Origin of the sequence: Lysobacter defluvii IMMIB APB-9 = DSM 18482, assembly GCF_000423325.1 — a bacterium.
GTDB classification, from domain to species: Bacteria; Pseudomonadota; Gammaproteobacteria; order Xanthomonadales; family Xanthomonadaceae; genus Novilysobacter; species Novilysobacter defluvii.
The window spans coordinates 136066-162203 of record NZ_AUHT01000005.1; the positions used below are offsets into that span (position 1 = coordinate 136066).

Consider the following 26138-nt stretch of genomic DNA (forward strand, 5'->3'; position numbering starts at 1 on the left):
TCGGTGCAGGCCTGGAGAAACGATTGGCGGGTTGGGTGCGCTAATCGCCGGCCTGCGGGAGGCTGGCGTTGTTGTTCCGTTTGTCGGGGAAGGCCACCCGGGCACCGTGGCGTAACGGGGAAGGCGCCGCGCACCCGCCGCCAACGGCCCACGTCCCCCGGCGGGGGCCAATGCCTGTGGCTGGCGGCAGGATGACGCGGCGATTCACGGGCTTCCCCCGGCCGGCGGCACCGTGCCGCCTCATCTGCCCCAACGCGGCCGCCTGCCCGGACCGGCCACGACGGCGGCCAGCCCGCCGCTATGATCGGCAACACCCCTTGCACGGACCGGCTCCCCGATGCGACAGCACGCCACGCCACGCGAAGCGACGCCGTCCTCCCCGCTGGCCGCGGCCGCGCTCGCGGCGTTGTTCGTGCTGGCCGGCTGGCTGGGCGTGGTGGGCACCGGCGCGCCTCCCGCAGCCGGCCACGATGCGCCGGCCACGGCGTTCTCCGCGGCCCGCGCCATGGACACCCTGTCGCGCATCCTCGGCGACGAAGCCCCCCACCCCACCGGCAGTGCCGCCAATGCCGCGGTGCGCGACCGCATGGTCGCCGAGCTGCAGGCGCTGGGCCTGGAACCCGAGGTCCGCAGCCGTTTCAGTTGCAGCGCCTCGGTGTGCGCCACCGTCGACAACGTGCTCGCGAGGATCCCCGGCGCCCGGCCAGACGGTGCGCTGCTGCTCTCGGCGCATTACGACTCGGTGCCGGCGAGCCCGGGGGCATCCGACGACGGGGCCGGCGTGGCGGCGATCCTGGAGACGGCGCGGGCCCTGCTGGCCGGGCCGCCGCTGGCGCGCGACACCTGGCTGCTGCTCAACGATGGCGAGGAGCTCGGCCTGCTGGGCGCCCGGGCCTTTGCCCGGGAGCCGGAGTTCGCCCGGATCGCCCACGTGGTGAACCTGGAGGCCCGGGGCACCACCGGCCCGAGCTTGCTGATCGAGACCCAGCCCGGCAACGAGGCGGTGGCCCGGCTGGCCGGCCGCGCGCTCCCGCACCCGGCGGGCTCGTCGCTGGAGTACGAGATCTACAAGACCCTCCCCAACGACACCGACTTCACCATCTACCGGCGCGAGGGGCTGGCGGGGCTCAACTTTGCCTGGGCGGAGGGTGCGGCCCGCTACCACACGCCACTGGACGACCTTGCGCACCTGGACCCGCGTTCGCTGCAACATCACGGCGGGCACGCCCTGGCGCTGGCGCGCGCGTTCGCGGACACAGGGACTACCGCCAGTGCCGATACGGACGCGGTGTTCGTGGCCCTGCCGGGCGGACGCACGCTCGCGTGGCCCGTGGCCTGGAGCGCGGTGCTGCTCGCGGTGGGCCTGCTGGGCTGGCTGGCGTGGACATGGCGGCTGCACCGGGCCGGGGCGCTGCGGGTCCCCGGCCTGCTGGGTGCGGCGGCGCTCACGGTCGTCTCCCTCGGCGCGCTGGTGCTGCTGGGCCTGGTCCTGCATGCCGTGCTGCGCCACATGGGGGCGATGCCCGCGGCATGGACTGCCCAGGGCGGCCTGCTGGTGGCCTGCTTCGCCGCACTCGCCGTCGCCGCGCTGGTGCCGGCGGCGCGTGCCATCCGTCGGGCCTGCGGCGAGGCTGCGCTGGCAGTCGCCGCCGTGCTGCCGTTCGCGCTGATCGCCACCGCGGCGACCGGGTGGATGCCGGGCGCCGCACATTTGGGCCTGCTGCCCCTGTTGGCCGCGGTGCTGCCGGCGCAGCTGGCGCCACGCCATGCCACGGCGTCGGCGGGGTTGGGCGCCACCGTCGCGGTCCTGCTGTACTCGCCCTACATCGTCGGCAGCCACGACGCGATCGGCCACGAGGGCCTGGTCGCGACGCCGCTTCTGGCGGGAGTCGCGCTGCTCCCGCTGCTGCCTTCGCTTGTACGCTCCGCGCGCGCGGGCGGCGCGCTCACCGTGGCCGCAGCCGTGGCCGTCCTCGCGCTCGCCGTGGCGGCGCTGTCGCGCCCGCCCTTCGATGCCCACGTGCCGCGGCAGGTCAACCTGCTCCACGTGGACGATGGCGAGGACGCCCGGGTGTTCGTCTCGCCGCGTGCCGTGCTGCCGGTGGAGTTCCGCCACGAAGCCAGTCTGGGGGAGGGGTACGGGCCGATGCTTCCCTGGGGCGCGTCCGCGATCCCGGGGCCGGAGGCGCCACGACTGCCCTCGCCGCTTGTCCATGCCGAGGTGGCCGAAGCCGGGCCGGGGCACAGGCACGTGCGCCTGCGCGTCCAGTCGGCCCGCGACGCGCGCGAGACCGTGCTGGTGGTGCCCGGCTCAGTCGACCCGGCCGGCATGCGGGTCAACGGCATGGCGCTGGATCCGCCCCTCCGCTCCGCGGGTGCCCCGGCCTGGAGGCAGGTCCGGGTGGTGGGCCGGGAGCCGGACGGGGTGCTGTTCGAGTTCGACCTGCCCGTAGGGGAAACGACGCTCTACGCCTTCGACCGCGACTCCGGGCTGGCGCCGGAACTGGATCCGGTGCGCCGCTCGCGCGATGCGATCGGCGTCCCGGTGGGTGACGGCGACGCCAGCCTCGCCTTCCGGCGCGTCGAAATCAGGTAGGCGGCAAGGAAAGCAATTTGCGGATCATCTCCAGGTAGAGCCCCGGCAGGCGCTCCAGGTCCGCCACCGCCACGTTCTCATCGACCTTGTGGATGCTGGCATTCACCGGTCCCACCTCGATGCACTGGGTGCCCAGCGGCGCGATGAACCGGGCATCGGACGTTCCGCCGCCCGTGCTTTCCTCCGGCGGTGCACCCGCGTGCGAGGCAAGCACCTCGCGTGCGGCCGCGCGGAGCGGGCCCTCGGGGGTGTAGTACGGCTCCCCGCTGCGGTGCCAGCCGACCTCGAAGTCCAGGCCGTGGCTCCCGAGCATGCGCTCGCATTCGGCGACCAGCCGGTCCGCATCCCAGTGCGGGTTGTAGCGCAGGTTGAACACCACCCGCAGTTCGCCCGGGATCACGTTGCTGGCGCCGGTCCCGGCCTCGATGTTGCTCATCTGCAGGCTGGTGGGCGGGAAGCTCTCGTAGCCCTCGTCCCAGCGCCGGGAGGCCAGCTCGTCCAGCGCCGGCAGCGCCTGGTGGATCGGGTTGCGCGCCTGGTCCGGGTAGGCGACGTGGCCCTGGACGCCCCGGACCCGCAGCGTGCCGGTCAGGCTGCCCCGGCGGCCCACACGCAGCAGGTCGCCCAGGCGCGAGGTGGAGGACGGCTCGCCGGTGATGCACCAGTCGATGCGCTCGCCACGGGCGGCGAACTCCCTGGCGACCCGGCGCACGCCGTCGATGGCATCGCCCTCCTCGTCGGAAGTCAGCAGGATCGCAAGCCGTCCCGGATGGTCCGGGTACTCGGCGACGAACCGCTCGGCGGCGACCACGAACGCGGCCACGCTGCCCTTCATGTCCGCCGCCCCGCGTCCGTACAGCACCCCATCGCGGACCTCCGGCTCGAACGGGTCACTGGCCCAGTCGCTACGCGGTCCAGGCGGCACCACGTCGGTATGCCCCAGCAACAGCAACGTGGGCCCGCCGGGGGCCCCACGGGTCGCGTACAGGTTGCCGACCGCGCCGAAGCGCATGTGCTCGCAGGCGAACCCCGCCCGCTGCAGGCGCGACGCGATGAGCTGCTGGCACCCGGCGTCCTCCGGCGTCACCGAAGGCCGCCGGATCAACTCCTTCGCAAGCTCCAGGACGTCCGCCATCAGGCCTTGCCGAACCGCTTCTTGAACCCGTTGTCGCTGAACCCCTGCGTGACCTCGCCGTCGCCCGTCACGACGACCGGACGCCGGACCAGCTGCGGATACTCCCGCAGCAGCAGCTTCCACTCCGCGTCCGAACCCGGCTCCTTGCGGTGCGCCGGCAACTGCCGCCAGGTCGTGGACGACTTGTTGATCATCGCCTCCCAGCCGCCGAGCTTGTCCTTCCAGGCCACCAGCTCTTCCGGACTGCGGGGATCGTCGCGGTAGTCGACGAATTCATGCTCGACGCCAAACCGATCGAGCCATTTCCGAGCCTTGCGGCAGGTGTCGCAGTTCTTGAGGCCGTAGAGGGTCGTGGTCATCCCGCCAGCCCCCGCAACAGCTCGTTGACCGAAGTCTTCTCGCGGGTCCGCGCATCCACCTTCTTCACGATCACCGCGCAGTACAGCGAATGCGACCCGTCGGCGGCCGGAAGCTGCCCGGACACCACCACGCTGTACGGCGGCACGTACCCGTAGCTGACCTCGCCGGTCTCGCGGTCGTAGATCCGCGTGCTCTGTCCCAGGAACACGCCCATGCCGATCACGCTGTGGTGGCCGACGACCACGCCCTCGACCACTTCCGAGCGCGCGCCGATGAAGCAGTGGTCCTCGATGATGGTCGGCGTCGCCTGCAGCGGCTCGAGCACGCCACCGATCCCGGCGCCGCCGGAGATGTGGCAGTGGGTCCCGACCTGGGCGCAGGAGCCCACCGTCGCCCAGGTGTCCACCATCGTGCCCTCGCCGACGTAGGCACCGATGTTGGTGAAGCTGGGCATCAGCACCACGTCGCGGCCGATGTGGGCGCCGCGGCGGACGATCGCACCGGGCACCACGCGCGCGCCCAGTTCGCGGAAGGCCGGTTCGTCAAAGTCGGCGAAACGGGCCGGGACCTTGTCCCAGAACGGCGCCGGGTCGGCCTCGATCAATTCCATCTCCTGGGTGCGGAAGAACAGCAGCACCGCCTTCTTCAGCCACTCGTTGACCTTCCAGCCGCCGTTGCCATCCGGCTCCGCGATGCGCAGCTCGCCGGACTCCAGTCCCTCCATGACCTGCTCGACCGCGGGCCGGGTGGAGCCTTCGATCTCGTCGCTGGTCAGGCTGGCGCGGCGCGCGAACGCACCCTCGATCACCACCCGCAGCTCTTCGAGCGGCCCGGCGGGCGTGGTGGGGGACGGACTCATCGGTTTTCTCCTTCAAGGCAGGCGAGCAGCGCGTTGGACAGGGCTTCGCGCTGCTGTTCGTCCAGCGGCCGGTCGCGGCCCTGGTCGTCGGTGGCGGTGATCTGGAACACATCCTCGGCGCGCTCGCCGAAGGTGGCGATGCGCGCATCGTGGACGCGTAGCCCCTGCTGGCGCAGCACGTCGGCGACGTCCGCCAGCAGGCCGGGACGGTCGTTGGTCACCAGGCTGAGCAGGGTCCGGCCGGCGGCGGCCTCGTCGAAGCCGATGCGCGGGGCGATGCGGAAGTGGCGCAGGTGCCGGGGCAGGGCGCGCCGGGCGGGGCGCACCTGCTCGAGCGGCCCCCCGAGCACGCGCGCCAGCCGCGCCTCCACCTCGGCCGGCCCGGGCGGCGTGCGTGCCGGGTCGATCGGCACCACCTCGAACGTGTCGAATACGGTCCGGCCGGGACCGTCCAGTGCGCGTGCCTGCTGGATCGCCAGCCCGCAGCGGTCGAGGGTGGCGACGATCGCGGCGAACAGCCCGTCACGATCCGGGCCGTGGACGAAGACCTCCATCGCACCCGGCTGGGCGCTCACCTGGCGCACGGCCACGCGGGTGGCGCCGTCCGCGAGCCCCTGCAGCGCGGCGGCCTGCCAGGCCAGCTGGTCCGGCCGCCCGCGCTGGAAGCCAACCTGCGGGGTGCGCGCCAGGAGCGGCCCGATCTCGTCATCGCCCAGCCCACGCTCGCGCAGCAGGGCGGTCACCGCGGCGCGGGTCTCGTCGGCGCGCTCGCCGGCAGCGATCGGGTTCTCCAGGCCGCGCCGCAAGGCCAGCCGGGTCGCGGTGTAGAGGTCGGCCAGCAGCCGGTCCTTCCACGCGTTCCACAGTTTGGGCGAAGTGCCGGCGATGTCGGCGCAGGTCAGCAGGTAGAGGTGGTCCAGGCGCTCGCGGTCGGTGACCTCGGTGGCGAAGCGGTGGATCACCTCGGGGTCGGCGATGTCCTGTTTCTGCGCCGTCATCGACATCAGCAGGTGGCGAAGCACCAGCCACTCCACCAGGGCGGTGTCAGGCTCGCCCAGGCCCATCGCGCTGCAGAAGTCGCGCGCCTCGGCGGCGCCGAGTTCGGAGTGGTCGCCGCCGCGTCCCTTGCCGATGTCGTGGAACAGCCCGGCCAGCAAAAGCAGCTCCGGCTTGCGCAGGCGGGGCCAGACCTGGTGCGCCATGGCGAACCGCGGGTCCGGCTCAGCCCGGCCGAAGGAGGCGATGTTGCGCAGCACCGCCAGCGTGTGCTGGTCGACGGTGTAGACGTGGAACAGGTCGAACTGCATCCGCCCGGTGACCCGCTGGAAGGCCGGGATCCAGCGGCCCAGCACGCCCAGGCGCGCCATGCGGGTGAGGCTGCGCACCGGTTGCGGCCCCCGCAGCAGCTCCATGAAGCGCTCGCGCAGGCCCGGGTCCGCGCTGGCGTAGTCCGGGACCTGCGGCAACGCTTCCGCCAGGGCCCGCGCGGTATGCGAATGCAGGCCCTTGAGCTCGCCTCGCCCGGCCCAGGTCGCGAACAGCGCCAGCACCTCTGCCGGCGAACGCGGCCACTCCGGATCCCGCGCGGCGAGGTAGCCCCGGCGCAGCTCGAACAGCGCGTCCAGGGGCTCCGGCTCGGCCTCCCCCTCCAGCTGCTCCTCGAAGCGCTGCAGCAGCCGCTCGCCGATGCGCCGCACCAGCGAGGCATTGCGGTAGAAGCCCTGCATCATCTGCTCGACCGCCAGCGTGCCGCCCTTGTCCTCGAAACCCAGGCGTGCGGCCAGCGGCTTCTGGTAGTCGAAGCGCAGCCGCTCCTCGCGCCGCCCCGCGACGAGGTGCAGGCCGTAGCGCAGGTGCGCCAGGGCGCGGCGCTCGCGCTCCAGGGTTTCCATTTCGTCGGCCCCGAGCTGGCCGAAGGCGACCAGCGACTCCAGGTCGGCGGTGCCGATGATGCGCAGGCTCATCCAGTTCAGGGTCTGCACGTCGCGCAGCCCGCCGGGGCCTTCCTTGAGGTGCGGCTCCAGGTTGTCGGCGGTGTCGTCGAAGCGCTCGTGGCGGTCCAGCAGCTCCTGGCGCTTGGCCTGGAAGAACTCCCGCGGCGGCCACGCCAGCCGCGGCGAGGCGGCCGCCTGCAGCTCCCGACGCTCATGCTCGTTCGCCGCCAGCGGACGCGCCTCCAGCAGCGAGGTGAGGACGGTCAGGTCGTCCGCCGCGGCCTCGGTGCACTGCTGCAGCGACCGGACGGCATGCCCGACCGGCAGCCCGGAATCCCACAGCAGTGCGAAGAAGCGCGCCAGCGACTCGGCGTGGCGCTGCGAGGCTTCCGGTTCGGCCAGGACCAGCAGGTCGATGTCGGAGTACGGGAAGAGCTCGCCGCGCCCGTACCCGCCCACCGCGAACAGCGCCAGGTCCGCGTCCGGCGGGATCGCCCGCTGCCAGGCACCCTGGACCAGTGAATCGACCTCCGCGGCGCGCTCGGCGAGCAGCCGGTCGATGTCCTCCCCCGCATCGAAGCGTTCCGCGAACCCCTGGTCGGCAACGCCCAGCTGGTCACGGGCCGCGGATGCCCAGGCGGCGTCCTGTTCCTGTCGCTGCCGGCCGCCCGTGCCGGCGCCGGGGGGACCGGGCTGCGGGGCCTCCCCCTCCGGACTGGCGGGGTCCTGCGGGGTCATAGCTCGTTGTCGTCACCCGGCAGGCGGGTGAGGATCTCCACGCCGTCGGCCGTCACCGCGACCATGTGCTCCCACTGCGCCGACAGCGAGCGGTCCTTGGTCACCACCGTCCAGCCGTCGGGCAGGACCCGCGTGTGGCGCTTGCCGGCGTTGATCATCGGCTCGATGGTGAAGGTCATGCCTTCCTGCAGCACGACGCCCTCGCCCGGGCGCCCGTAGTGCAGCACCTGCGGCTCGTCGTGGTAGACCTTGCCGATCCCGTGGCCGCAGTACTCGCGCACCACGCTGAAGCGCTCGGATTCGGCGTAGCTCTGGATCGCGTGGCCCACATCGCCCAGGGTCGCGCCCGGCTTCACCGCGCGGATCCCGCGGAACATCGCCTCGCGGGTGACCTCCACCAGGCGCCGCGCCAGCACGGACGGCTCACCGACGTAGTACATGCGGCTGGTGTCGCCATGCCAGCCGTCCTTGATCACGGTGACGTCGATGTTGATGATGTCGCCGTCCTTCAGGACCTTCGCCGCGCTGGGGATGCCGTGGCAGATGACGTTGTTGACCGAGGTGCACACCGTCTTGGGAAAACCGCGGTAGCCGACGTTCGCCGGAACCGCGCCCTGCACGTTGACGATGTGGTCGTGGCAGATGCGGTCGAGCTCCTCGGTGGTCACGCCCGGCTTCACGTGCGGGGCAACGACCTGGAGCACCTCGGCGGCCAGGCGGCCGGCGACGCGCATCTTCTCGATCTCTTCGGGGGTCTTGAGGGTGATAGCCATCCGCGCATTATCGCCCACCGGGGGCTGCTATTGCACGCCGCGGGCGGGCGACGTAAAATCCGACGGTTGCGCGAGTGCGCGCCGCCCACGCCGGGCGTCACCGGCGAATACACACCTGCTGCATTACCCCGTGCCGGGGTGCCTCCGCGAGGGGGTTCGGCCACGGAGGCAGCGGGGAGGCCCAACCCCGGAACCATTGCCCGCCGGCCACGCCCGCGGCAGCCGCCCCACCCTATATGGCGGCCGGTTCCACTGCCTGGAGTCAAGCAATGCCCCAGATCACCATGCGCCAGATGCTGGAAGCCGGCGTCCACTTCGGCCACCAGACCCGCTACTGGAACCCGAAGATGGGCCCGTACATCTTCGGTGCCCGCGGCAAGATCCACATCATCAACCTCGAGAAGACGGTTCCGCTGTTCAACGACGCGATGAACTTCATCTCGGGCATCGCCCAGAAGCGCGGCATCGTGCTGTTCCTGGGCACCAAGCGCAGCGCGCGCGAGGCGATCAAGGAAGAGGCCGAGCGCTGCGGCATGCCGTACATGACCCAGCGCTGGCTGGGCGGCACCCTGACCAACTTCGCCACCGTGAAGAAGTCCGTCGGCCGCCTGAAGGAGCTGGAGTCCTTCGAAACCGACGGCACCTTCGAGAAGCTGGTCAAGCACGAAGTGCTGGGCCTGCGCCGCGAGCGTGACAAGCTCGAGGCCTCGCTGGGCGGCATCAAGGAGATGAACCGCCTGCCCGACGCGCTGTTCGTGATCGACATCGGCCATGAGGACATCGCCGTCAAGGAAGCCCGCAAGCTGGGCATCCCGGTGGTTGCGGTCGTCGACACCAACTACGACCCGGCGCTGGTCGACTACGCGATCCCGGGCAACGACGACGCCATCCGCGCGATCCAGCTGTACGCCCGCGCCGCCGCCGACGCCGTGCTCGAGGGCAAGGCCGCCGCCCCGCAGGCCGCCAGCGTGCGCGAGGAGGAGTTCGCCGAGGCCGAGGCCGGTGCGGACAAGCCGCGCCGCGCGGCCAAGAAGTCGGCCGCGAAGAAGGAAGGCGCCGACGACAAGGCCGGCACCGAGGCCCCTGCCGCGGACGCGTCCGCCGCCGAGACCCCCGCCGCCGAGTAAGGCGCGTGACACGTGGCCGTGCCAGCCCTGGCACGGCCACCCCGAACACTTCGAGGAACCCCCATGGCACAGATCACCGCATCCCAGGTCAAGGAACTGCGCGAGCGCACCGGCGCCGGCATGATGGAGTGCAAGAAGGCACTCACCGAGAACAACGGCGACGTCAACGCCGCCGCCGAGTGGCTGCGCAAGCAGGGCCTGGCCAAGGCGGACAAGAAGGCCGACCGCGTCGCCGCCGAGGGCCGCATCACCACGGCCAGCACCGAGGGCAAGGCCGTCCTGGTGGAGGTCAACTCCGAGACCGACTTCGTCGCCAAGGACAGCAACTTCATCGCCTTCACCGACGCCGTCGCCGAGGCCGCCCTGGGCGCCAGCGACATCGAGGCCCTCAAGGGCGTCGCGCTGCCCACCGGCGAGACCGTCGAGGACGCGCGCTCGGCCCTGGTCGCCAAGATCGGCGAGAACATCCAGGTCCGCCGCATGGCCCGCATCGACAGCACCCACGCGGTGTCGTCCTACGTCCACGGCGGCCGCATCGGCGTGCTGGTCGAGCTCAAGGGCGGCGATGCCGAGCTGGCCCGCGGCCTGGCGATGCACATCGCCGCGATGAACCCCCCGTACATCTCCCCGGCCCACGTGCCGGCGGACTTCGTCGCCAAGGAGAAGGAAATCGCCCTGGCCCAGGTCAAGGACACCGGCAAGCCGGCCGAGATCCTGGAGAAGATGGTGTCGGGCAAGGTCGCCAAGACCGTCAACGAGCTGTGCCTGACCGGCCAGCCGTACGTGCTGGACACCAACCAGTCCGTCGAGCAGGTCCTCAAGGCCGCCGGCGCCGAGGTCGTGGGCTTCGTCCGCCTGGCCGTCGGCGAAGGCATCGAGAAGCAGGAAGACGACTTCGCCTCCGAGGTCATGAAGCAGGCCGGCCTGGCCTGACCTTCCCCGTTCTACCCTTCTCCCGCTCGCGGGAGAAGGTGCCCCGAAGGGGCGGATGAGGGGCCGCGGCAATGCCGCGGCCTTTCTTCTTCCCGCAAAAAAACCGCCGGTTCGCACCGGCGGCCAACTCCTCGACGGAGAGAGAGGCCGGGGCCAGCGCCCCGGCAGGGACATCAGAAGTCGTAGCGCATCGCGAACCGGACGCTGCGCGGTGCCGAGTAGCTCACCACGCGCCCGGCGTGGGTGTACGGCCCGCCCGGCCCGCCCAGCTCGCCGTACTCGATGCGATTCTGGGCCTCCTGCTCGTCGAACACGTTGAACACGTCGACCGAGAACTCGAGGGCACCGCCGGCGAACGCCGGCGCGTAGGCAACCCCGAGGTCGAGCTTGTTGGTCCACCCCAGACGGCCCTGGCTTCCACGGGGCGTCGGCTCGCCGTTGCAGTAGAAGTAGTACGGCCCGCCGTACGCCCAGTTGGTGTTGAAGTCCTCGTTCTCGGGGGTCTGCGGGTAGTACCCCATGCAGTTCTTCGGGCGCCCGGAGTGGAACGAGGCGGTGGCGGAGAGGCGCCACTCCGGGGTCAGCTGGTAGAAGCCGTAGGCCTTGAGGTAGTGGCGGCGGTCGTTGGGCAGGTAGCCGTCGGCGTGCTCCATCAGCTCCGGATGGTCCCAGTCCTGGGTCTGGGAGACGTCCTGCTGGCCGATGTCGGACTTCAACTGCCCCTCGGCGTTGCCGTAGTTGCGCGACAGCGTGTAGTCCAGCCGGCCGTACCAGGTGCCGTCGAACGGCCGCTCCAGGAACAGGTCGAGGCCCTGGTACTTGCGCTTCAGCTTCGGAAAGCCCAGCTCCTCCGCGCTCAGCGCGACCTCGACCAGCTGTCCGCTGCCATCATCGAGCATGAAGGTATTGCCCTCGCCCGGATTGAACAGCCGGCAGTTGGCGAGCTCGTTGCCCAGCTGGTCGGCCATCTCCTCCGACATGCCCTGCGCGATCGCCCAGTTGTAGGCAGGCCGGTAATCGCACATGTCGTCGATGGCGGCCTTGAGGTCCCGGTGCACGAAGCGCGCGCCGAAGTTCATCGATTCGGTGAGCTGCTTCTCGAAGCCCAGCACGAACTCGTCCTGGTAATGCGACTTCAGGTCCTTGGCGGTCACCGAATCCGGGTGCGGGGCCTGCCCGTACTCGCGGTTGGAGGAGTACGGTCCGTCGCCGAGCGGAGTCAGGCCGAGCGGCTCGCCGGTGACCGGGTCGATGCCGGTGAAGGCGAAGTACTCGTTGGTGTAGAGCGACCCCGCTGCACCGCGCAATGCGACGTTGTTGGGCATGGCCAGGTGGTAGCGCCCGGCGTTGGCGAAGACCTTGAAGGTGGAGTCGCCGTACACGTCCCAGCTGGCGCCGAGGCGGGGCGCCCACTGGTCGTCCTGCTCGGCATACACGACCCCGTCCGCATTGAAGTTCTTGAACGCCTCGTTGCGCACGCCCAGGGTCAGCAGCCAGTTGTCGGTGACCTGCCAGCGATCCTCGAGGTAGTAGGCCTCCTGCTCGACGGAGAAGGTTCCGCCATTGGCGTACTTGTACTGCGAGACGTAGTCGCCGTTGCCTCCCGGGCAGACTGCACCGCCGCCACCGGGGATGAACTCGACGCCGGGAGCACAGCGGTTGTAGATCCAGCGATAGCCGGGACCAGAGGTCACCTCGCCGGCACGGGACGTGGAATCCTGGCGGTCGTAGCCAAGCCGCAGCGCGTGGTCGCCAACGCGCCACTCCACGTCCAGCCGGCCGCCCTCCGTCTCGTCGAACGCGTCGGCGAAGGCGAGTTGCGCGTAGGTACCGCGCTGGACCGGGTCGGCGACGGGCCGGCTGTCGCTGACGTAGACCACGGAAGGGTCGTAACCGAACGGATCGGCAACGTGGTCCTGCTCCTGGCGGCCGTAGAGCGCGGTGAGCGTCAGGTCATCGGTGATATACCCGGTATAGCGGCCGATGTAGAGCTCGCCTCCGTCCTCGTAGTAGTAGCCACCCGTCTTGCCGGTTCCCCTGATCGTCTCGTCCGTGCCGGGCACATACTCGTACGGGTAGTAGTCGACCGTGTTCTTGGTGACGTCCGAGACCGCAGTGAGTTCGAGCAGGTGGTCGTCGGTGATGTTCCAGTCGATCTTGGCGACCCAGCGAGGTATGTCATAGCGGTACTCGCGGTAGCCGTTGGTCGCGCCGCCGGGACGGCCCAGGACACTGGTCTGGTCCTGTTGCTCGATTTCGCCGGAGACATACATGAACAGCCGGTCCCGGACCAGCGGGCCGCTCGCGTAGGCGCCGTAGGTCCAGGAATCGAGTTCGTGCTCGCTCCGCTTCTGGTAGACCAGCCCGTCGTTGTCTGTGCCGTTGTCCGGGTAATAGATGTTGCGTGACTCGGCCCGCAGCGCATCGGGCCTGTACGTGACCTGCCCGCCGAACTCCCACTCGTTCCCGCCCCGCTTGGTCACGATGTTGACCACGCCGCCGGTGGCCCGCCCGAACTCGGCCCCGTAGCCGCCGGTGATGACCTGCATCTGGCTGATCGCGTCGAACGGCAGCGTGCTCGAACCCATGTTGGTGAGCGGATTGGTGACGGCGTACCCGTTGATGTAGAAGGCGTTCTCGGACGCGGCGGAGCCGCCGAAGGAGGCGGTGTTCGGGTAGCGCGAGTCGGCCTCGACCACGCCGGGTGCGAGCAGCGCGACCGACTCGATGCTGCGGCCGACCGGAAGCATCTCCAGCTGCTCGGACGTGAACACGGTCCGGGTGTCGGTGGAGGAGACATCGATGAACGAGGCCGAAGACACGCCCGTGACCACGACGCGGTCCAGGTCGGTGGCGCCGGCGGCCGCACCCGCCGACGTGGCGAACGACACTTCCTGGCCGCCTCCGATCGTCACCTGCACGTCTTCGCGGGTAGCCAGCACCTGACCGTCGCGCTGGACGGTCACCGTGTAGCGGCCCGTGGGGAGCGAGGATGCCGAGAAGCGGCCGGCGGCGTCCGCGCTCACCCGGCGGGTCAGCCCGGTGTCCGTGTTCTGGATCACCACGGTGGTCCCGGGCTCCCCGGCATTGCCGAAGATGGAGCCGGCAGTGTTGGACTGCGCGTGGGCGGCACCGGCTGCCATGCACGCCAGCAGCGCGACGCTCAGCGCTGCGGGACGAAGGCGGTGGACGGGTTTCCGTGACAAGGCGGACCTCCTGAACAGTGGATGAAGACAGGTACTGCGTACACCGTGCGGGGGCGCAAAGCGACCCCCGATGTCCGTATTTGCCCACCCACGTCACATTTGTCCGGGCGCGCATGATCCCGGGGCTCTTCATGCCACTGCAGTACAATCCCGCGCGCCCTCCACTACCGGTACTCCCCATGTCCGACCTCGCCTATCGCCGCATCCTGCTCAAGCTGTCCGGGGAGGCGCTGATGGGGGACGAGGACTACGGGATCGACCCGAAGGTCATCGGCCGCCTGGCTCGGGAGGTGATGGAGGCCCAGCAGGCCGGCGCGGAGATCGCGCTCGTGGTCGGCGGGGGAAACATCTTCCGCGGAGCGGGCCTGGCCGCCGGCGGGATGGACCGCGTCACCGGCGACCACATGGGCATGCTGGCGACGGTGATTAACGCGCTGGCCATGCAGGACGCGCTGGAGAAGCTCGGCGGCAAGGCCCGGGTGATGAGCGCGATCAAGATCAATGACGTGTGCGAGGACTACATCCGCCGCCGCGCCATCCGCCACCTGGAGAAGGGCCGGCTGGTGATCTTCGCCGCCGGTACCGGCAACCCGTTCTTCACCACCGACTCGGGCGCGGCCCTGCGGGCGATCGAGATCGGCGCCGACCTGCTGCTCAAGGCCACCAAGGTGGACGGGGTCTACGACAAGGATCCGGCCCGCCACGACGATGCGGTCCGCTACGACCAGCTCAGCTACGACGAGGTCCTCGCCCGCGACCTGCAGGTGATGGACACCGCCGCGTTCGCCCTGGCCCGCGACAGCAACCTGCCGCTGCGGATCTTCAACATGGGCCACCCCGGCGAGCTGCTGCGCATCCTGCAGGGCGAGGACATCGGCACCCTGGTGCAGGGCCGGACGCAGTAGTCCCCGGCCGGCGTCCAACGCGCCGGGCTGGCGCTATACTGGCGCGCTTATCGCAGCCACCGGAGCCGCCCGATGCTCAACGAGATCAAGAAGGACGCCCAGACCCGCATGAACAAGAGCGTCGAGTCGCTGCGCGACGCCCTGGTCAAGGTCCGGACGGGGCGCGCCAACACCGCGCTGGTCGACCACATCAAGGTCAACTACTACGGTTCGGACATGCCGCTCTCCCAGGTCGCCAGCGTCGCCGTCAGTGACTCGCGCTCGCTCACCATCACCCCGTGGGAAAAGCCGATGGTCTCCGCGGTCGAGAAGGCCATCATCAACTCCGACCTGGGCCTGACCCCCAACACCGCCGGCACGGTGATCCGCATCAACCTGCCCGCCCTGACCGAGGAGCGCCGCAAGGAGCTCACCAAGGTCGTGCACGCCGAGGGCGAGAACGCCAAGGTCGCGATCCGCAACATCCGCCGCGATGCCAACAACCAGTTCCGCGAGCTGCTGAAGGAGAAGGAAGTCTCCGAGGACGACGTGCGCCGCAGCGAGGAAGAGGTGCAGAAGATCACCGACGCGGCGATCAAGGACGTCGACGAGGTGGTCCGGGCCAAGGAGCAGGAGCTGATGGCGGTCTGACGGCCTCGCCGTTGCTGCCGCCATGGCCGGATCCCCAGCCAACCCGCGACTGCCCCGCCACCTCGCCGTCATCATGGACGGCAACGGGCGCTGGGCCGAGCGCCGCCGCCGGCCGCGCGCCGTCGGCCACCGCGCCGGTGCGCGGGCGGTCAACACCTGCATCGACTTCTGCCTGGAGCGCGGCATCCCCGCGCTGACGCTGTTCGCCTTCTCCAGCGAGAACTGGGGTCGGCCTCAGGACGAGGTCGGCGCGCTGATGAAGCTGTTCATGAACGCGCTCGAGCGCGAGGTGGACGAGCTCAACCGGCGCGGCGTGCAGGTCCGCTTCATCGGCGAACGCGAACGTTTCTCCGCGGCGATCCGCGAGCGCATGGCGCATGCCGAGGCGCTGACCCGCGGGAACGGCCGGCTGGTGCTCACCATTGCCGCGAGCTACGGGGGACGCTGGGACATCACCAACGCCGCGCGCTCCCTGGCCGCGGATGCCGCGGCCGGGCGCCTGGACCCCGCGTCCATCGACGAGGCGATGCTCGGATCGCGCCTGTCCCTGTCCGACCTGCCCGCGCCGGACCTGTTCATCCGCACCGGCGGGGACATGCGCACCAGCAACTTCCTGCTGTGGCAGATGGCCTACACCGAACTGTGGTTCACCGATGTGTTGTGGCCGGAGCTGGACGCGGCGACACTCCAGTCCGCGCTCGACGACTACGCCGGCCGCGAACGCCGTTTCGGGCTGACCGGGGCCCAGAGCCGGGAACACGCCACCGCCCAGGAGCCCGCCCGATGACCCGAATCCGCCTCCTCACGTCACTGGTCATGGCGCCCGTCGCGATCGCCGCGATCCTGCTGCTGCCCACGGGCTGGATGATGGCGCTGGCCGCCGTGGTCCTGCTGCTGGGCCTGTGGGAATGGCTGGAGCTGTCGGGCGTGGAGGACAGCCTGGCGCGCTCGGCGCTGCTGGCCGCGCACCTGGCGGTGATGGTCGGGCTGGTCTGGGCCTCGCGCAGCGGCGAGGGCCTGAGCCTGGTGCTGTTCCTGCTGGCCAGCTTCCTCGGCGTGGCCTGGTGGCTCGCCTCGCTGATGTGGCTGCGCAACTTCAACTTCGCCAGCACGCCCGACGGCTACTCGCGCATGATCAAGCTGGCCGCGGGGGCGCTGGCGATGATCCCGGCCTGGGCGGCGGTCGGCTATATCCACGGTGGCGAGCCGCACGGCGACCGCTGGCTGCTGGTGGCGCTGTTCGTGGTCTGGGGCGCGGACACGGGCGCCTATTTCGTGGGCCGCCGCTTCGGCCGCCGCAAGCTGGCGCCGCGGGTGAGCCCCAACAAGACCCTGGAAGGACTCGCCGGGGGACTGCTGGTGGGCGTCGGCGTCGGCCTGCTGGTCGCGCTGAGCACCGGCATCCCGGCTTCCCGCCTGCCGGGCCTGGCCCTGGTGTGCGTGGTCGCCGCACTGTTCTCGGTGGTGGGCGACCTGTTCGAGAGCCTCCTCAAGCGCCACGCCGGGGTGAAGGACTCCGGCCGGCTGATCCCGGGCCATGGCGGCGTCCTCGACCGCGTCGACGGCGTCCTGGCCGCCCTGCCCGCCTTCGCCGTCGGCAAGGCCATGCTGGGGCTGTGAACACCTTCGCGGCCAACCCGCAGCGCGTCGCGGTGCTGGGAGCGACCGGCTCCATCGGCACCTCCGCGCTGGACGTGATCGGCCGCCATCCCGACCGGCTGCGTGCCACGGTGCTGGCCGCCGGCTGCAACGTGGAGGCACTGCTGTCGCTATGCAGGCGGCACCGACCGCTGCACGCGGTGGTCGCCGACGAGGATTGCTTCGAAGCCCTCCGCGACGGCCTGCGCGAGGCGGGGCTGGACACGCGCGCCCACGCCGGCGCCGGCGCCATCGAGGAACTGGCCGCCAGTGGCGAGTGCGACACGGTCGTGGCCGCGATCGTCGGCGCCGCCGGCCTGCCCTCGACCCTGGCCGCGGCCCGCTCAGGCAAGCGCCTGTTGCTCGCCAACAAGGAGTCGCTGGTGCTGGCCGGCGAGCTGCTGATGGCCGCCGCGCGCGAGGGCGGCGCCACGGTGATCCCGATCGACAGCGAGCACAACGCCATCTTCCAGTGCCTGCCACCGCAGCCGGCCGGGAACGGCAACGCGGGGCTCCCCGACGAAGCGATGCGGGCGCAGGTGGCGCGGCTGGTACTCACCGCGTCGGGCGGGCCGTTCCGCGGCCGCAACCGCGACAGCCTCCGCCAGGTCACGGTGGAGCAGGCGGTCGACCATCCCAACTGGTCGATGGGCCCGAAGATCTCGGTGGATTCCGCGACCCTGATGAACAAGGGGCTGGAAGTCATTGAGGCGCACCACCTGTTCGGCCTGCCGGGCAGCCGGATCGACGTGCTGGTGCACCCGCAGAGCCTGGTGCACTCGATGGTGGAGTTCGTGGACGGCTCGACCATGGCCCAGCTCGGACTGCCCGACATGCGCACCGCGCTGGCGGTCGGCTTCGCCTGGCCCGACCGGATCGGATCCGGTGTCGGCGGGCTCGACCTGCTCGCCTGCGGGGGGCGGCTGGACTTCGAGCCGCCGGACACCGCCGCATTCCCCTGCCTCGCCCTCGCCTTCCGCGCACTGGAGGCGGGCGGGACCGCGCCGGCCGTGCTCAATGCCGCCAACGAGGTCGCCGTTTCAGCCTTTCTTCAGCGCCGGGTGGGTTTCCTGTCGATTGCCGCGCTGGTCGAGGAGACCCTTGCCGCCCTTCCCGCCACCGCCGCCGGCTCGCTCGAGGTCCTGCGCGAGGCCGATGCCGCCGCCCGCCGCCACGTCGGCGCGCTGGTCGCCGATGCACCGGTGCCGGCGTGACCGCGCCTGCCCGGGAGTGCACCCATGAGTGAGCTGCTGGGGTCCATCTGGTGGCTGGTGGTCGCGCTCGGCCTGCTGGTCACCTTCCACGAGTTCGGGCACTTCTGGGTCGCGCGCCGTTGCGGGGTGAAGGTGCTGCGCTTCTCGGTCGGCTTCGGCCGTGCACTCTGGAAGCGCACCGGACGGGACGGGACCGAGTACGTCATCGCGATGCTGCCGCTGGGCGGCTACGTGAAGATGCTCGACGAACGCGAGCAGGACATCCCGCCCGAACTGGCGGACCAGGCGTTCAACCGCAAGAGCGTGTGGCAGCGCATCGCCATCGTGGCCGCGGGACCCGCCGCCAACCTGCTGCTGTGCGTCGGCCTGCTGTGGGCGATGTTCGTGATCGGCCGCCCCGACTACGCGCCGGTGGTCGGGGAGGTCCAGGGGATCGCCGCCGAGGCCGGCCTGGAGCGCGGCGACACCGTACTGGCGGTGGGCGAGCGCGCCACGCCGACCTGGAGCGAGGTCCACATGGCGCTGATCCCGGCCGCCCTGGACCGGGCCGACGTCCCGCTCACCCTCCAGGCGGGCGAGTCCGGCACCCCGCGTTCGGTGTCGCTGCCGCTGTCGCGGCTTCCGTCGGAAATCGACGAGCGCCGGGTGCTGGACGAGATCGGGCTGGCCCCGCGCCACATGTCGGTGCCCCCGGTGGTCGGCCGCGTGGAACCGGGCAGTGCCGCGTGGGGCGTGCTGGCCGAAGGCGACCGCATCACCGCGATCGACGCGACGGCGGTCGACGAGTGGAGCGACATCGGCCCGCTGGTGCAGGCGCTCGGCCGCCGCGGCGGCAAGGCCATGGTGGAGGTCGAGCGCGACGGCGAGCGGCTGGCGCTGGAGATCGAACCCGCGCGCGCGGACGGCGACGGCGGCCCGCGCTGGGTGCTGGGCGTGGCGGCCGCACGGCCGCAGCTTCCCGACAAGGACGCGCTGCTGCGCTACGGCCCCCTGGACGCCGTCCCGGCCGCGCTTGCCGAGGGCTGGCACCAGGCCGGCGAACTGGTGGCGATGATCGGCCGTGCGTTCACCGGCCGGGTCGCGGTGGAAAACACCGTCGCCGGCCCCGTCACCATCGCCCGCGCGGCCAACGCCTACGCCGACCAGGGCGCCGCATGGTTCCTGTCCCTGCTGGCCCTGCTCTCGCTGAGCCTGGGCATCCTCAACCTGCTGCCGATCCCGGTCTTGGACGGCGGTCACCTGCTGTATTACCTTATCGAGCTGGTCAAGGGCAGCCCGGTCAGCGAACGCGCGATGGTGGTGGGCCAGTACATCGGCCTGGCACTGGTGGCCGCCCTGATGGGACTGGCGTTCTACAACGACATCATCAACAACCTGGTGCGCTGATGTCGCCCCTCCGTCAAGGTCCTGCCCCCACCCCGAGACCTGCCCCGATGTGGCGCCAACCCTGCTGGCGCCGCGTGAGACCGAACCGGACGTGATGATGACGCGACCCCTTTCCCGCCGCATGCTCGCCGTTGCCCTGGCCACGGCACTGTCCTCCACCCCGGCGCTGGTCGCCGTGGCGCAGGACACGTCGTTCGCGACTGCGACCGCCCCCTTCACCGTGAGCGACATCCGCGTCGACGGCCTGCAGCGCATCTCCGCCGGCACGGTGTTCACCTACCTGCCCATCGAGCGCGGCGACACCGTCGACCAGGCCTCGGCCGGCGAGGCGATCCGGGCCCTGTATGCCACCGGCTTCTTCGAGGACGTCAGCGTCGGCCGGCAGGGCGACATCCTGGTCGTCACCGTGACCGAGCGGCCCGCGATCAACACGCTCAGCATCACCGGCAACAAGGACATCAAGACCGAGGACCTGATGAAGGGCCTCAACGAGCTGGGCCTGTCGGAAGGCAACACCTTCGATCGCCTCGACCTGGACCGGGTCACCCAGGAGCTCACCCGCCAGTACAACAACCGCGGCAAGTACAACGTCACCGTGACGCCCACGGTGTCGCCGCTGCCGCGCAACCGGGTCGACGTCACCATCGCCATCGTCGAGGGCGACGCCGCGCGCATCCGCCACATCAACCTCATCGGCAACGAGGTGTTCGAGGAGGAGGACATCCTCGACACGTGGGAGTCGGGCGAGCACAACTGGCTGAGCTGGTACCGCCGCGACGCCCAGTACTCGCGCGAGAAGCTGGCCGGCGACCTGGAAAAGCTCAACAACTACTACCTCGACCGCGGCTACGCCGACTTCAGCATCGACTCCCAGCAGGTCGCGATCAGCCCCGACAAGCAGGACATGTTCCTCACCGTCGGCCTGACCGAGGGCGAGCAGTACACCGTCTCCTCGGTCGAGCTCACCGGCGATACCGTGCTGCCGCGCGAGCGGGTCGAGAACATGCTGCTGGTGCGCGCCGACCAGACCTTCTCGCGCAGCCTGCTGGAGCTGAGCGCGGACACCATCACCGCCGCGCTGGCCAACATCGGCTACGCGTTCGCGCAGGTGAACCCGATCCCGGACATCAACCGCGAAGACCGCACCGTCGCGATCAACATGCAGGTGATCCCGGGCCCCCGCGTCAACGTGCGCCGGGTCGAGTTCAAGGGCAACGCGCGCACCGCCGACGAGGTGCTGCGCCGCGAAATGCGCCAGTTCGAGGGCTCCTGGTACTCGCAGGCCGCAATCGACCGTTCCAAGATCCGCCTCCAGGGCCTGGGCTACTTCGACACCGTCGAGGTGGAGACCCGCCCGGTGCCGGGCAGCAACGACCAGGTGGACGTGGTCTACACGGTCAACGAGGTCGCCGCGGGCAGCTTCGTGTTCGGCGTCGGCTACTCGCAGCTGGCCGGTCTGAGCACCCAGATCCAGCTGTCGCAGAACAACTTCCTGGGCAGCGGCAACCGCATTGCGGTGCAGGCGCAGCGCAACGATTACCTGCAGCGCTACGACTTCCAGTTCATGAACCCCTACTTCACCGACAACGGGGTTTCGCTGGGCTACAACCTGCGCTGGAGCGAGTTCGACAACTCCGACTTCAACACCGCGCAGTACTCCAACACCAGCGGGATGGCGCAGGCGGTGATGGGGATCCCGATCAGCGAGACGGACTCGATCACCGCGCTGCTGGGCATCGACCGCAACCAGATCTTCGCCTACCGCGGCTACACCCCGGACTCGATCGTCGACTACATCGACGCGGTCGGCCAGCGCACCTTCCACGCCTGGCGTGGCGAGATCGGCTGGGGCCGCAACACGCTCAACAGCGCCCTGACCCCGACCCGCGGCACCCTGCAGCGGATCTGGCTGGAGGCCACCCTGCCCGGCTCCACGGTCGAGTACTACAAGATCAACTACAACTGGTCGAAATTCTGGCCGCTCAGCCGCCACCTGGTGCTCAACACCCGCGCCGAGCTGGGCTACGGCGACAGCTACGGCGACAAGTTCATCCGGGACGTGTGCTTCACCCCCGGAAGCAACGTCGACCATGACAACGACCCGAGCACGCCGCCGGTGTTCCAGCCCGGCCCGGACCCGAGCGAGCCCTGCACACCGGACTCGCCCGACTACGCCCGGACCATCGAGGCCGACGGCCTGCCGTTCTTCGAGAACTTCTACGTCGGCGGCACGCGCTCGGTGCGCGGTTTCGACGACAACACGCTGGGTCCGCGCGAGGCGGCCTTCGGCAGCGCCTACCTGCAGCCGATCGGCGGCTCGCTCAAGACCGTCGGCTCGGTGGAGATGTTCTTCCCGACGCTGATCGAGAGCAACGCCGCGCGGGTGTCGGCCTTCGTCGACTTCGGCAACGTCTACAAGGACTTCGACAGCTGGGATGCCGGGGAGCTGCGGGCCTCCACCGGCGTGGCGATGATGTGGCGCTCGCCGATGGGTCCGATCTCCATCAGCTACGCGTACCCGATCAAGAAGGAAGACGGCGACGAGCTCGAGCGCCTGCAGTTCACCTTCGGCGGCACGTTCTGACGGCCGCGCCATGGCCGCCACCCGGTCCCCCCAGGTCGTAGCAGGGCTGGCCGAGCGCTTCGGCCTGCAGGTGCACGGCGATGCTTCGGTGGAGATCACCGGCGTGGGCACCCTCGCCCGCGCCGGCGCGGGACAGCTGTCGTTCCTGGCCAACCCGAAGTACCGCGGCCAACTGTCGGAGACCGGCGCGGCCGCCGTGGTGATGCGCCCGGCGGACGCGGAGGGCTTCACGGGCACCGCGCTGCTATCGCCCGATCCCTACGTCGCTTTCGCGAAGATCGCCGCGCTGTTCGAGCCCCGCCAGGCCCGCGAACCCGGGATACATCCGGCCGCGTACGTGGATCCCTCCGCAACCGTGGACCCGGGCGCAAGCATCGGTGCGTTCACCAGCATCGGCGCGCGCAGCCGCGTCGAGGCCGGGGCCGTGCTCGGACCCGGTTGCGTCGTGGGCGAGGACTGCGTGGTCGGCGCCGGCTCCGAGCTGGTGGCCCGGGTCACCCTGGTCACCCGCGTCCGGCTGGGCCGTCGGGTCCGGATCCACCCGGGCGCGGTGCTGGGCGCGGACGGCTTCGGCCTGGCGATGGACCGTGGCGGCGACGCCGAGCCGCACTGGATCAAGGTTCCGCAGCTGGGCGGGGTGGTGGTCGGCGACGACTGCGAGATCGGCGCGAACACCTGCATCGACCGCGGCGCGATCGAGGACACCGAGCTGGGCCGCGACGTCCGGCTGGACAACCTGATCCAGGTCGCCCACAACGTCCGGATCGGCGACCATACCGCCATCGCCGGATGCACGGCCATCGCCGGCAGCACCCGCATCGGCCGGTACTGCATGATCGGCGGGGCGGTCGGCATCGCCGGCCACCTGGAGATCTGCGACCGGGTGGTGGTGACCGCCATGAGCCTGGTCAGCGGTTCCATCCGCGAACCCGGCGAGTACTCCTCCGGCACCGGCTTGATGGACAATCGCAGCTGGCGCCGCAACGCCGCCCGGTTCCGCCACCTCGACGAGATGGCCCGCAGGCTGCGCGCGATAGACACCCGAAAGGACAACGAATGAGCACCCCCTTCAAGTTGCCGGTCGACGTACCGACGATCCAGCACCTGCTGCCGCACCGCTACCCGTTCCTGCTGGTGGACCGGGTGGTCGAGCTGGAGCCCAACCACCGCGTGCTGGCCTACAAGAACGTCACCGCCAACGAGAACTTCTTCAACGGGCACTTCCCCGGCCAGCCGGTGATGCCGGGGGTGCTGGTGCTCGAGGCGCTGGCGCAGGCGGGCGGGCTGCTGACCCAGCTGTCGGTGCAGGGCAACACCGACGGCAAGCTGTTCTACCTGGTGAAGATCGACGGCGCGAAGTTCTCGCGCATGGTGGTGCCGGGCGACCGGCTGGACCTGGAGGTCACCCTCAAGCGCACCATCCGCAACATGGCGCTGTACCAGGGCATCGCCCGGGTCGACGGCGAGCAGGCCGCGTGCGCCGACATCCTCTGCGCGGAGGTCGCCGCGCCGGCATGAGCCAGCCCCTGGTCCACCCGTCGTCGATCGTCGAGCCGGGCGCCCGGCTGGGCGACGGGGTGCGCGTGGGTCCGTTCTGCTGGATCGGCGAGGACGTGGAGGTTGGCGAAGGGACGGTGTTCGGCCCGCACTGCACGGTGCAGGGACCGACCCGGATCGGCCCGCGCAACCGCTTCGTCGGCCACGTCGCCGTCGGCGGCGACCCGCAGGACAAGAAGTACCGGGGCGAACGCGTCGAGCTGGTCATCGGCGAGGGCAACACCTTCCGCGAATTCGTCACCCTCAACCGGGGCACCGGCGAGGGCGGCGGCTGCACGCGGATCGGCGACCGCAACTGGCTGCTGGCCTACACCCACATCGCGCACGACTGCATCGTCGGCAACGACTGCGTGTTCTCGAACAACGCCACCCTCGCGGGCCACGTCACCGTGGGCGACCACGTGATCCTCAGCGGCTTCGCCGGGGTGCACCAGTTCTGCCGGATCGGGGCGCATGCATTCATCGGCATGGGTGCCTTCGTCAATGGCGACGTGCCCCCGTTCGTGATGGTCGCCCAGGAGGGCTACAGCCGGCCGCGCGGGATCAACGCCGAGGGCCTGAAGCGGCGCGGCTTCGATGCCCACCGCATCGCCGCGATCAAGCGCGCCTACCGGGCGCTGTACGTCTCCCAGGGCCCGCAGGAAGAGGCGCGCGAGCGCCTGTCCGCCCTGGCCGGCGAGAGCGCCGACGTGCGCGAGCTGCTGGACTTCATCGAGGCCGGCGAGCGGCCCCTGCTGCGATGAGCGCGAGGGTGCGCCGGGTCGCGCTGGTTGCCGGCGAGGCCTCCGGCGACCTGCTGGGCGCAGGCCTGGTGCAGGAGCTGCGAGAACGCTGGCCCGACGCCGAGTTCGCCGGCGTCGGCGGCCCGCAGATGCGCCAGGCCGGGATGGACACCTGGCACGATGCCGGCGAGCTGGCGGTCATGGGGCTTTCGGAGGTGCTGCGCCACCTGCCCCGCCTGCTGCGGCTGCGCTCCGGGCTGCGCCGGCGCCTGCTGGAATGGCAGCCGGACGTGATGGTCGGCATCGACGCACCGGACTTCAACCTGGGCCTGGAGCGCTGGCTCAAGCAGCGCGGCGTGCGCACCGTGCACTACGTCAGCCCTTCGGTGTGGGCCTGGCGCGAGAAGCGTGCACAGCAGATCGGCAAGAGCGCGGACATGGTGCTGTGCCTGTTCCCGATGGAGCCGGCGATCTATGCCCGGCACGGCGTGGACGCGCGCTTCGTCGGCCACCCGCTGGCCGACGACATGCCGATGCGGCCGGACCGCGCGCGTGCCCGGGCGCGGCTTGGGCTGCTGGCGGAAGCACCGGTCCTGGCGGTCCTGCCCGGTTCCCGCCTGGGCGAGATCGCGCGGCTGGGGGCCGACTTCCTGCAGGCCGCCGGCCTGGTCGCCGAGGGGCTGCCCGGCCTGCAGGTGGTCATCCCCGCCGCGAACGCCGGCTGCCGGGCCGCCATCGAGCAGCTCCTGCAGTCCCACCCGCTGCCGGGGGCGCGGGTGATCGACGGCCAGGCACGGCACGCGATGGTGGCCAGCGACGTGGTCCTGCTCGCCTCCGGGACCGCGACCCTGGAGGCGATGCTCGCCAAGCGCCCGATGGTGGTCGGCTACCGGGTGGCCGGCAGCACCTACCGGCTGGTGAAGGGCCTGGGCATGCTCAAGGTCGACCACTACGCCCTGCCCAACGTTCTGGCCGGGGAGGAGCTCGTGCCCGAGCTGATGCAGGACCAATGCACGCCTGCCCTGCTCTCGGACGCGGTGTTGCGCTGGTTCCGCGAGCCGGCGGCGGTCGAGGCGCTGGTGCCGCGCTTCGACGCCATCCACCAAAGCCTGCAACGCGACGCCTCGGTCTACGCAGCGAGGGCGCTGGACGAGCTGTTGCGGGCGGAGCCGCCACGTGGCTGACGGCGGCCAGATGCCACTGGGCCTCCCGCCCGTCGCGCCGCCGCGTGCGGTCGCGGGGGTGGACGAGGCGGGCCGGGGACCGCTCGCCGGGCCGGTGGTCGTGGCCGCGGTGGTGCTCGGTCCCGGACGCACGCCGGTGAATGGCCTGGCCGATTCCAAGCAGCTGTGCGCGCGCCGCCGCGAGGAGCTCTACGAACGCATCATCGCCCGCGCGGTGGCCTGGAAGGTCGTGAGCGTGGAGGTCGAGGAGATCGACCGCATCAACATCTACCACGCCACCATGGAGGGCATGCGCCGCGCCATCCAGGGCGTGCTGCATGCCTGCGAGCTCGCCCGGGTGGACGGGAACGCGCTGCCACGCGGCCTGCCTTGCCCGGCCGAGGCCTGGGTCGGCGGCGATGGCCGTGACCGGGCGATCATGGCCGCCTCGATCCTGGCCAAGGTGACCCGCGACCGGCTCATGGTCGACATGCACGAGGCCTGGCCGCAGTACGGCTTCGCCTCCCACAAGGGCTACTCCTGCCCGGCCCACCTCGCCGCGCTGGCCGAGCACGGACCGTGTCCGCAGCACCGGCGCAGCTTCGCGCCGGTGCGCGAGGCGCTGGCGGCGCTCAGCGCGTGACGCTGCATCCCGGTCATCATCGTGGCGCGGACTGG

21 protein-coding genes are annotated in these 26138 nt (G+C 70.8%); 15 read left to right on the forward strand and 6 right to left on the reverse strand.

Annotation, left to right across the window (positions count from 1 at the left end; genetic code table 11):
- The first annotated feature begins 337 nt into the window (after positions 1-337).
- Positions 338-2596, forward strand: a complete 2259-nt coding sequence (locus G545_RS13320) for a M28 family peptidase (RefSeq protein WP_052347249.1) — start codon at positions 338-340, stop codon at positions 2594-2596.
- Here the strand turns inward: G545_RS13320 and dapE are convergent.
- From dapE to map, 5 genes are read right to left on the reverse strand one after another with little or no spacing between them, the layout of a single operon-like run.
- Positions 2589-3731 carry a succinyl-diaminopimelate desuccinylase gene (gene dapE / locus G545_RS0102920; RefSeq protein ID WP_027069078.1) on the reverse strand — a complete coding sequence of 381 codons (1143 nt, stop codon included), beginning with the start codon at positions 3729-3731 and terminating at the stop codon, positions 2589-2591. The two genes, G545_RS13320 and dapE, sit on opposite strands and share 8 nt — an antisense overlap.
- Positions 3731-4090, reverse strand: a complete 360-nt coding sequence (locus G545_RS0102925) for a Spx/MgsR family RNA polymerase-binding regulatory protein (RefSeq protein WP_027069079.1) — start codon at positions 4088-4090, stop codon at positions 3731-3733. Before G545_RS0102925 ends, dapE begins: the two co-directional genes overlap by 1 nt.
- Entirely contained in the window at positions 4087-4950 is an 864-nt protein-coding gene (gene dapD, locus G545_RS0102930) for a 2,3,4,5-tetrahydropyridine-2,6-dicarboxylate N-succinyltransferase (protein WP_027069080.1), read from the reverse strand. The genes G545_RS0102925 and dapD overlap by 4 nt, the downstream gene beginning before the upstream one ends.
- A complete protein-coding gene (glnD, locus tag G545_RS13325) occupies positions 4947-7622 on the reverse strand; it encodes a [protein-PII] uridylyltransferase (RefSeq protein ID WP_081677688.1) in 2676 nt (891 codons plus the stop codon). Before glnD ends, dapD begins: the two co-directional genes overlap by 4 nt.
- Positions 7619-8395 (reverse strand): type I methionyl aminopeptidase, encoded by a 777-nt coding sequence (gene map / locus G545_RS0102940; protein ID WP_027069081.1) that lies wholly within the window; start codon positions 8393-8395, stop codon positions 7619-7621. The genes glnD and map overlap by 4 nt, the downstream gene beginning before the upstream one ends.
- Before the next feature lie 269 nt (positions 8396-8664).
- Between map and rpsB the strand changes: the two genes are divergently transcribed.
- Together rpsB and tsf are read left to right on the forward strand one after the other, a co-directional pair.
- On the forward strand, positions 8665-9522 hold the full coding sequence (gene rpsB / locus G545_RS0102945) for a 30S ribosomal protein S2 (protein WP_027069082.1): 858 nt from the start codon (positions 8665-8667) through the stop codon (positions 9520-9522).
- Between the two features lie 63 nt (positions 9523-9585).
- Entirely contained in the window at positions 9586-10455 is an 870-nt protein-coding gene (gene tsf / locus G545_RS0102950; protein WP_027069083.1) for a translation elongation factor Ts, read from the forward strand.
- Positions 10456-10628: 173 nt separating this feature from the next.
- On the opposite strand, the gene G545_RS0102955 is transcribed toward tsf, so the two are convergent.
- Positions 10629-13661 (reverse strand): TonB-dependent receptor, encoded by a 3033-nt coding sequence (locus tag G545_RS0102955; protein ID WP_027069084.1) that lies wholly within the window; start codon positions 13659-13661, stop codon positions 10629-10631.
- 179 nt (positions 13662-13840) lie between these two features.
- Here G545_RS0102955 and pyrH point away from each other — a divergent pair, with 179 nt between their 5' ends.
- From pyrH to G545_RS13335, 12 genes are all read left to right on the forward strand, one after another.
- A complete protein-coding gene (pyrH, locus tag G545_RS0102960) occupies positions 13841-14566 on the forward strand; it encodes a UMP kinase (protein ID WP_027069085.1) in 726 nt (241 codons plus the stop codon).
- 72 nt (positions 14567-14638) lie between these two features.
- Positions 14639-15196: a ribosome recycling factor gene (frr, locus tag G545_RS0102965; protein WP_027069086.1), complete on the forward strand. Its 558-nt coding sequence runs from the start codon at positions 14639-14641 to the stop codon at positions 15194-15196.
- 22 nt (positions 15197-15218) lie between these two features.
- A complete protein-coding gene (gene uppS / locus G545_RS0102970; protein WP_027069087.1) occupies positions 15219-15983 on the forward strand; it encodes a polyprenyl diphosphate synthase in 765 nt (254 codons plus the stop codon).
- The gene (locus G545_RS0102975) at positions 15980-16816 is read left to right on the forward strand and encodes a phosphatidate cytidylyltransferase (RefSeq protein WP_027069088.1); all 837 of its coding nucleotides are present in this window, start codon (positions 15980-15982) and stop codon (positions 16814-16816) included. Before uppS ends, G545_RS0102975 begins: the two co-directional genes overlap by 4 nt.
- Positions 16813-18048, forward strand: a complete 1236-nt coding sequence (locus G545_RS0102980) for a 1-deoxy-D-xylulose-5-phosphate reductoisomerase (RefSeq protein WP_027069089.1) — start codon at positions 16813-16815, stop codon at positions 18046-18048. Before G545_RS0102975 ends, G545_RS0102980 begins: the two co-directional genes overlap by 4 nt.
- A gap of 24 nt (positions 18049-18072) precedes the next feature.
- Entirely contained in the window at positions 18073-19434 is a 1362-nt protein-coding gene (rseP, locus tag G545_RS0102985; RefSeq protein ID WP_027069090.1) for an RIP metalloprotease RseP, read from the forward strand.
- 97 nt (positions 19435-19531) lie between these two features.
- Entirely contained in the window at positions 19532-22018 is a 2487-nt protein-coding gene (bamA, locus tag G545_RS0102990; protein ID WP_027069091.1) for an outer membrane protein assembly factor BamA, read from the forward strand.
- 10 nt (positions 22019-22028) lie between these two features.
- On the forward strand, positions 22029-23078 hold the full coding sequence (gene lpxD / locus G545_RS0102995) for a UDP-3-O-(3-hydroxymyristoyl)glucosamine N-acyltransferase (RefSeq protein WP_052106844.1): 1050 nt from the start codon (positions 22029-22031) through the stop codon (positions 23076-23078).
- Positions 23075-23536 (forward strand): 3-hydroxyacyl-ACP dehydratase FabZ, encoded by a 462-nt coding sequence (gene fabZ, locus G545_RS0103000; protein ID WP_027069093.1) that lies wholly within the window; start codon positions 23075-23077, stop codon positions 23534-23536. Before lpxD ends, fabZ begins: the two co-directional genes overlap by 4 nt.
- Positions 23533-24318: an acyl-ACP--UDP-N-acetylglucosamine O-acyltransferase gene (lpxA, locus tag G545_RS0103005; protein ID WP_036137834.1), complete on the forward strand. Its 786-nt coding sequence runs from the start codon at positions 23533-23535 to the stop codon at positions 24316-24318. The genes fabZ and lpxA overlap by 4 nt, the downstream gene beginning before the upstream one ends.
- Entirely contained in the window at positions 24315-25481 is a 1167-nt protein-coding gene (lpxB, locus tag G545_RS13330; protein ID WP_043711312.1) for a lipid-A-disaccharide synthase, read from the forward strand. The genes lpxA and lpxB overlap by 4 nt, the downstream gene beginning before the upstream one ends.
- Positions 25482-25491: 10 nt before the next feature.
- Positions 25492-26103: a ribonuclease HII gene (locus tag G545_RS13335; RefSeq protein ID WP_052106778.1), complete on the forward strand. Its 612-nt coding sequence runs from the start codon at positions 25492-25494 to the stop codon at positions 26101-26103.
- Positions 26104-26138: the final 35 nt, after the last annotated feature.

Bases quoted from the DNA above. Each gene is read 5' to 3' on its own strand.
- lpxB (WP_043711312.1), top strand. From the start codon at position 24,315: ATGAGCGCGAGGGTGCGCCGGGTCGCGCTGGTTGCCGGCGAGGCCTCC.
- lpxA (WP_036137834.1), top strand. From the start codon at position 23,533: ATGAGCCAGCCCCTGGTCCACCCGTCGTCGATCGTCGAGCCGGGCGCC.
- map (WP_027069081.1), bottom strand. From the start codon at position 8,395: ATGGCTATCACCCTCAAGACCCCCGAAGAGATCGAGAAGATGCGCGTC.
- G545_RS13320 (WP_052347249.1), top strand. From the start codon at position 338: ATGCGACAGCACGCCACGCCACGCGAAGCGACGCCGTCCTCCCCGCTG.
- dapD (WP_027069080.1), bottom strand. From the start codon at position 4,950: ATGAGTCCGTCCCCCACCACGCCCGCCGGGCCGCTCGAAGAGCTGCGG.
- G545_RS0102925 (WP_027069079.1), bottom strand. From the start codon at position 4,090: ATGACCACGACCCTCTACGGCCTCAAGAACTGCGACACCTGCCGCAAG.
- glnD (WP_081677688.1), bottom strand. From the start codon at position 7,622: ATGACCCCGCAGGACCCCGCCAGTCCGGAGGGGGAGGCCCCGCAGCCC.
- dapE (WP_027069078.1), bottom strand. From the start codon at position 3,731: ATGGCGGACGTCCTGGAGCTTGCGAAGGAGTTGATCCGGCGGCCTTCG.
- frr (WP_027069086.1), top strand. From the start codon at position 14,639: ATGCTCAACGAGATCAAGAAGGACGCCCAGACCCGCATGAACAAGAGC.
- tsf (WP_027069083.1), top strand. From the start codon at position 9,586: ATGGCACAGATCACCGCATCCCAGGTCAAGGAACTGCGCGAGCGCACC.
- G545_RS13335 (WP_052106778.1), top strand. From the start codon at position 25,492: ATGCCACTGGGCCTCCCGCCCGTCGCGCCGCCGCGTGCGGTCGCGGGG.
- fabZ (WP_027069093.1), top strand. From the start codon at position 23,075: ATGAGCACCCCCTTCAAGTTGCCGGTCGACGTACCGACGATCCAGCAC.
- pyrH (WP_027069085.1), top strand. From the start codon at position 13,841: ATGTCCGACCTCGCCTATCGCCGCATCCTGCTCAAGCTGTCCGGGGAG.
- rpsB (WP_027069082.1), top strand. From the start codon at position 8,665: ATGCCCCAGATCACCATGCGCCAGATGCTGGAAGCCGGCGTCCACTTC.
- G545_RS0102975 (WP_027069088.1), top strand. From the start codon at position 15,980: ATGACCCGAATCCGCCTCCTCACGTCACTGGTCATGGCGCCCGTCGCG.
- uppS (WP_027069087.1), top strand. From the start codon at position 15,219: ATGGCCGGATCCCCAGCCAACCCGCGACTGCCCCGCCACCTCGCCGTC.
- bamA (WP_027069091.1), top strand. From the start codon at position 19,532: ATGACGCGACCCCTTTCCCGCCGCATGCTCGCCGTTGCCCTGGCCACG.
- lpxD (WP_052106844.1), top strand. From the start codon at position 22,029: ATGGCCGCCACCCGGTCCCCCCAGGTCGTAGCAGGGCTGGCCGAGCGC.
- rseP (WP_027069090.1), top strand. From the start codon at position 18,073: ATGAGTGAGCTGCTGGGGTCCATCTGGTGGCTGGTGGTCGCGCTCGGC.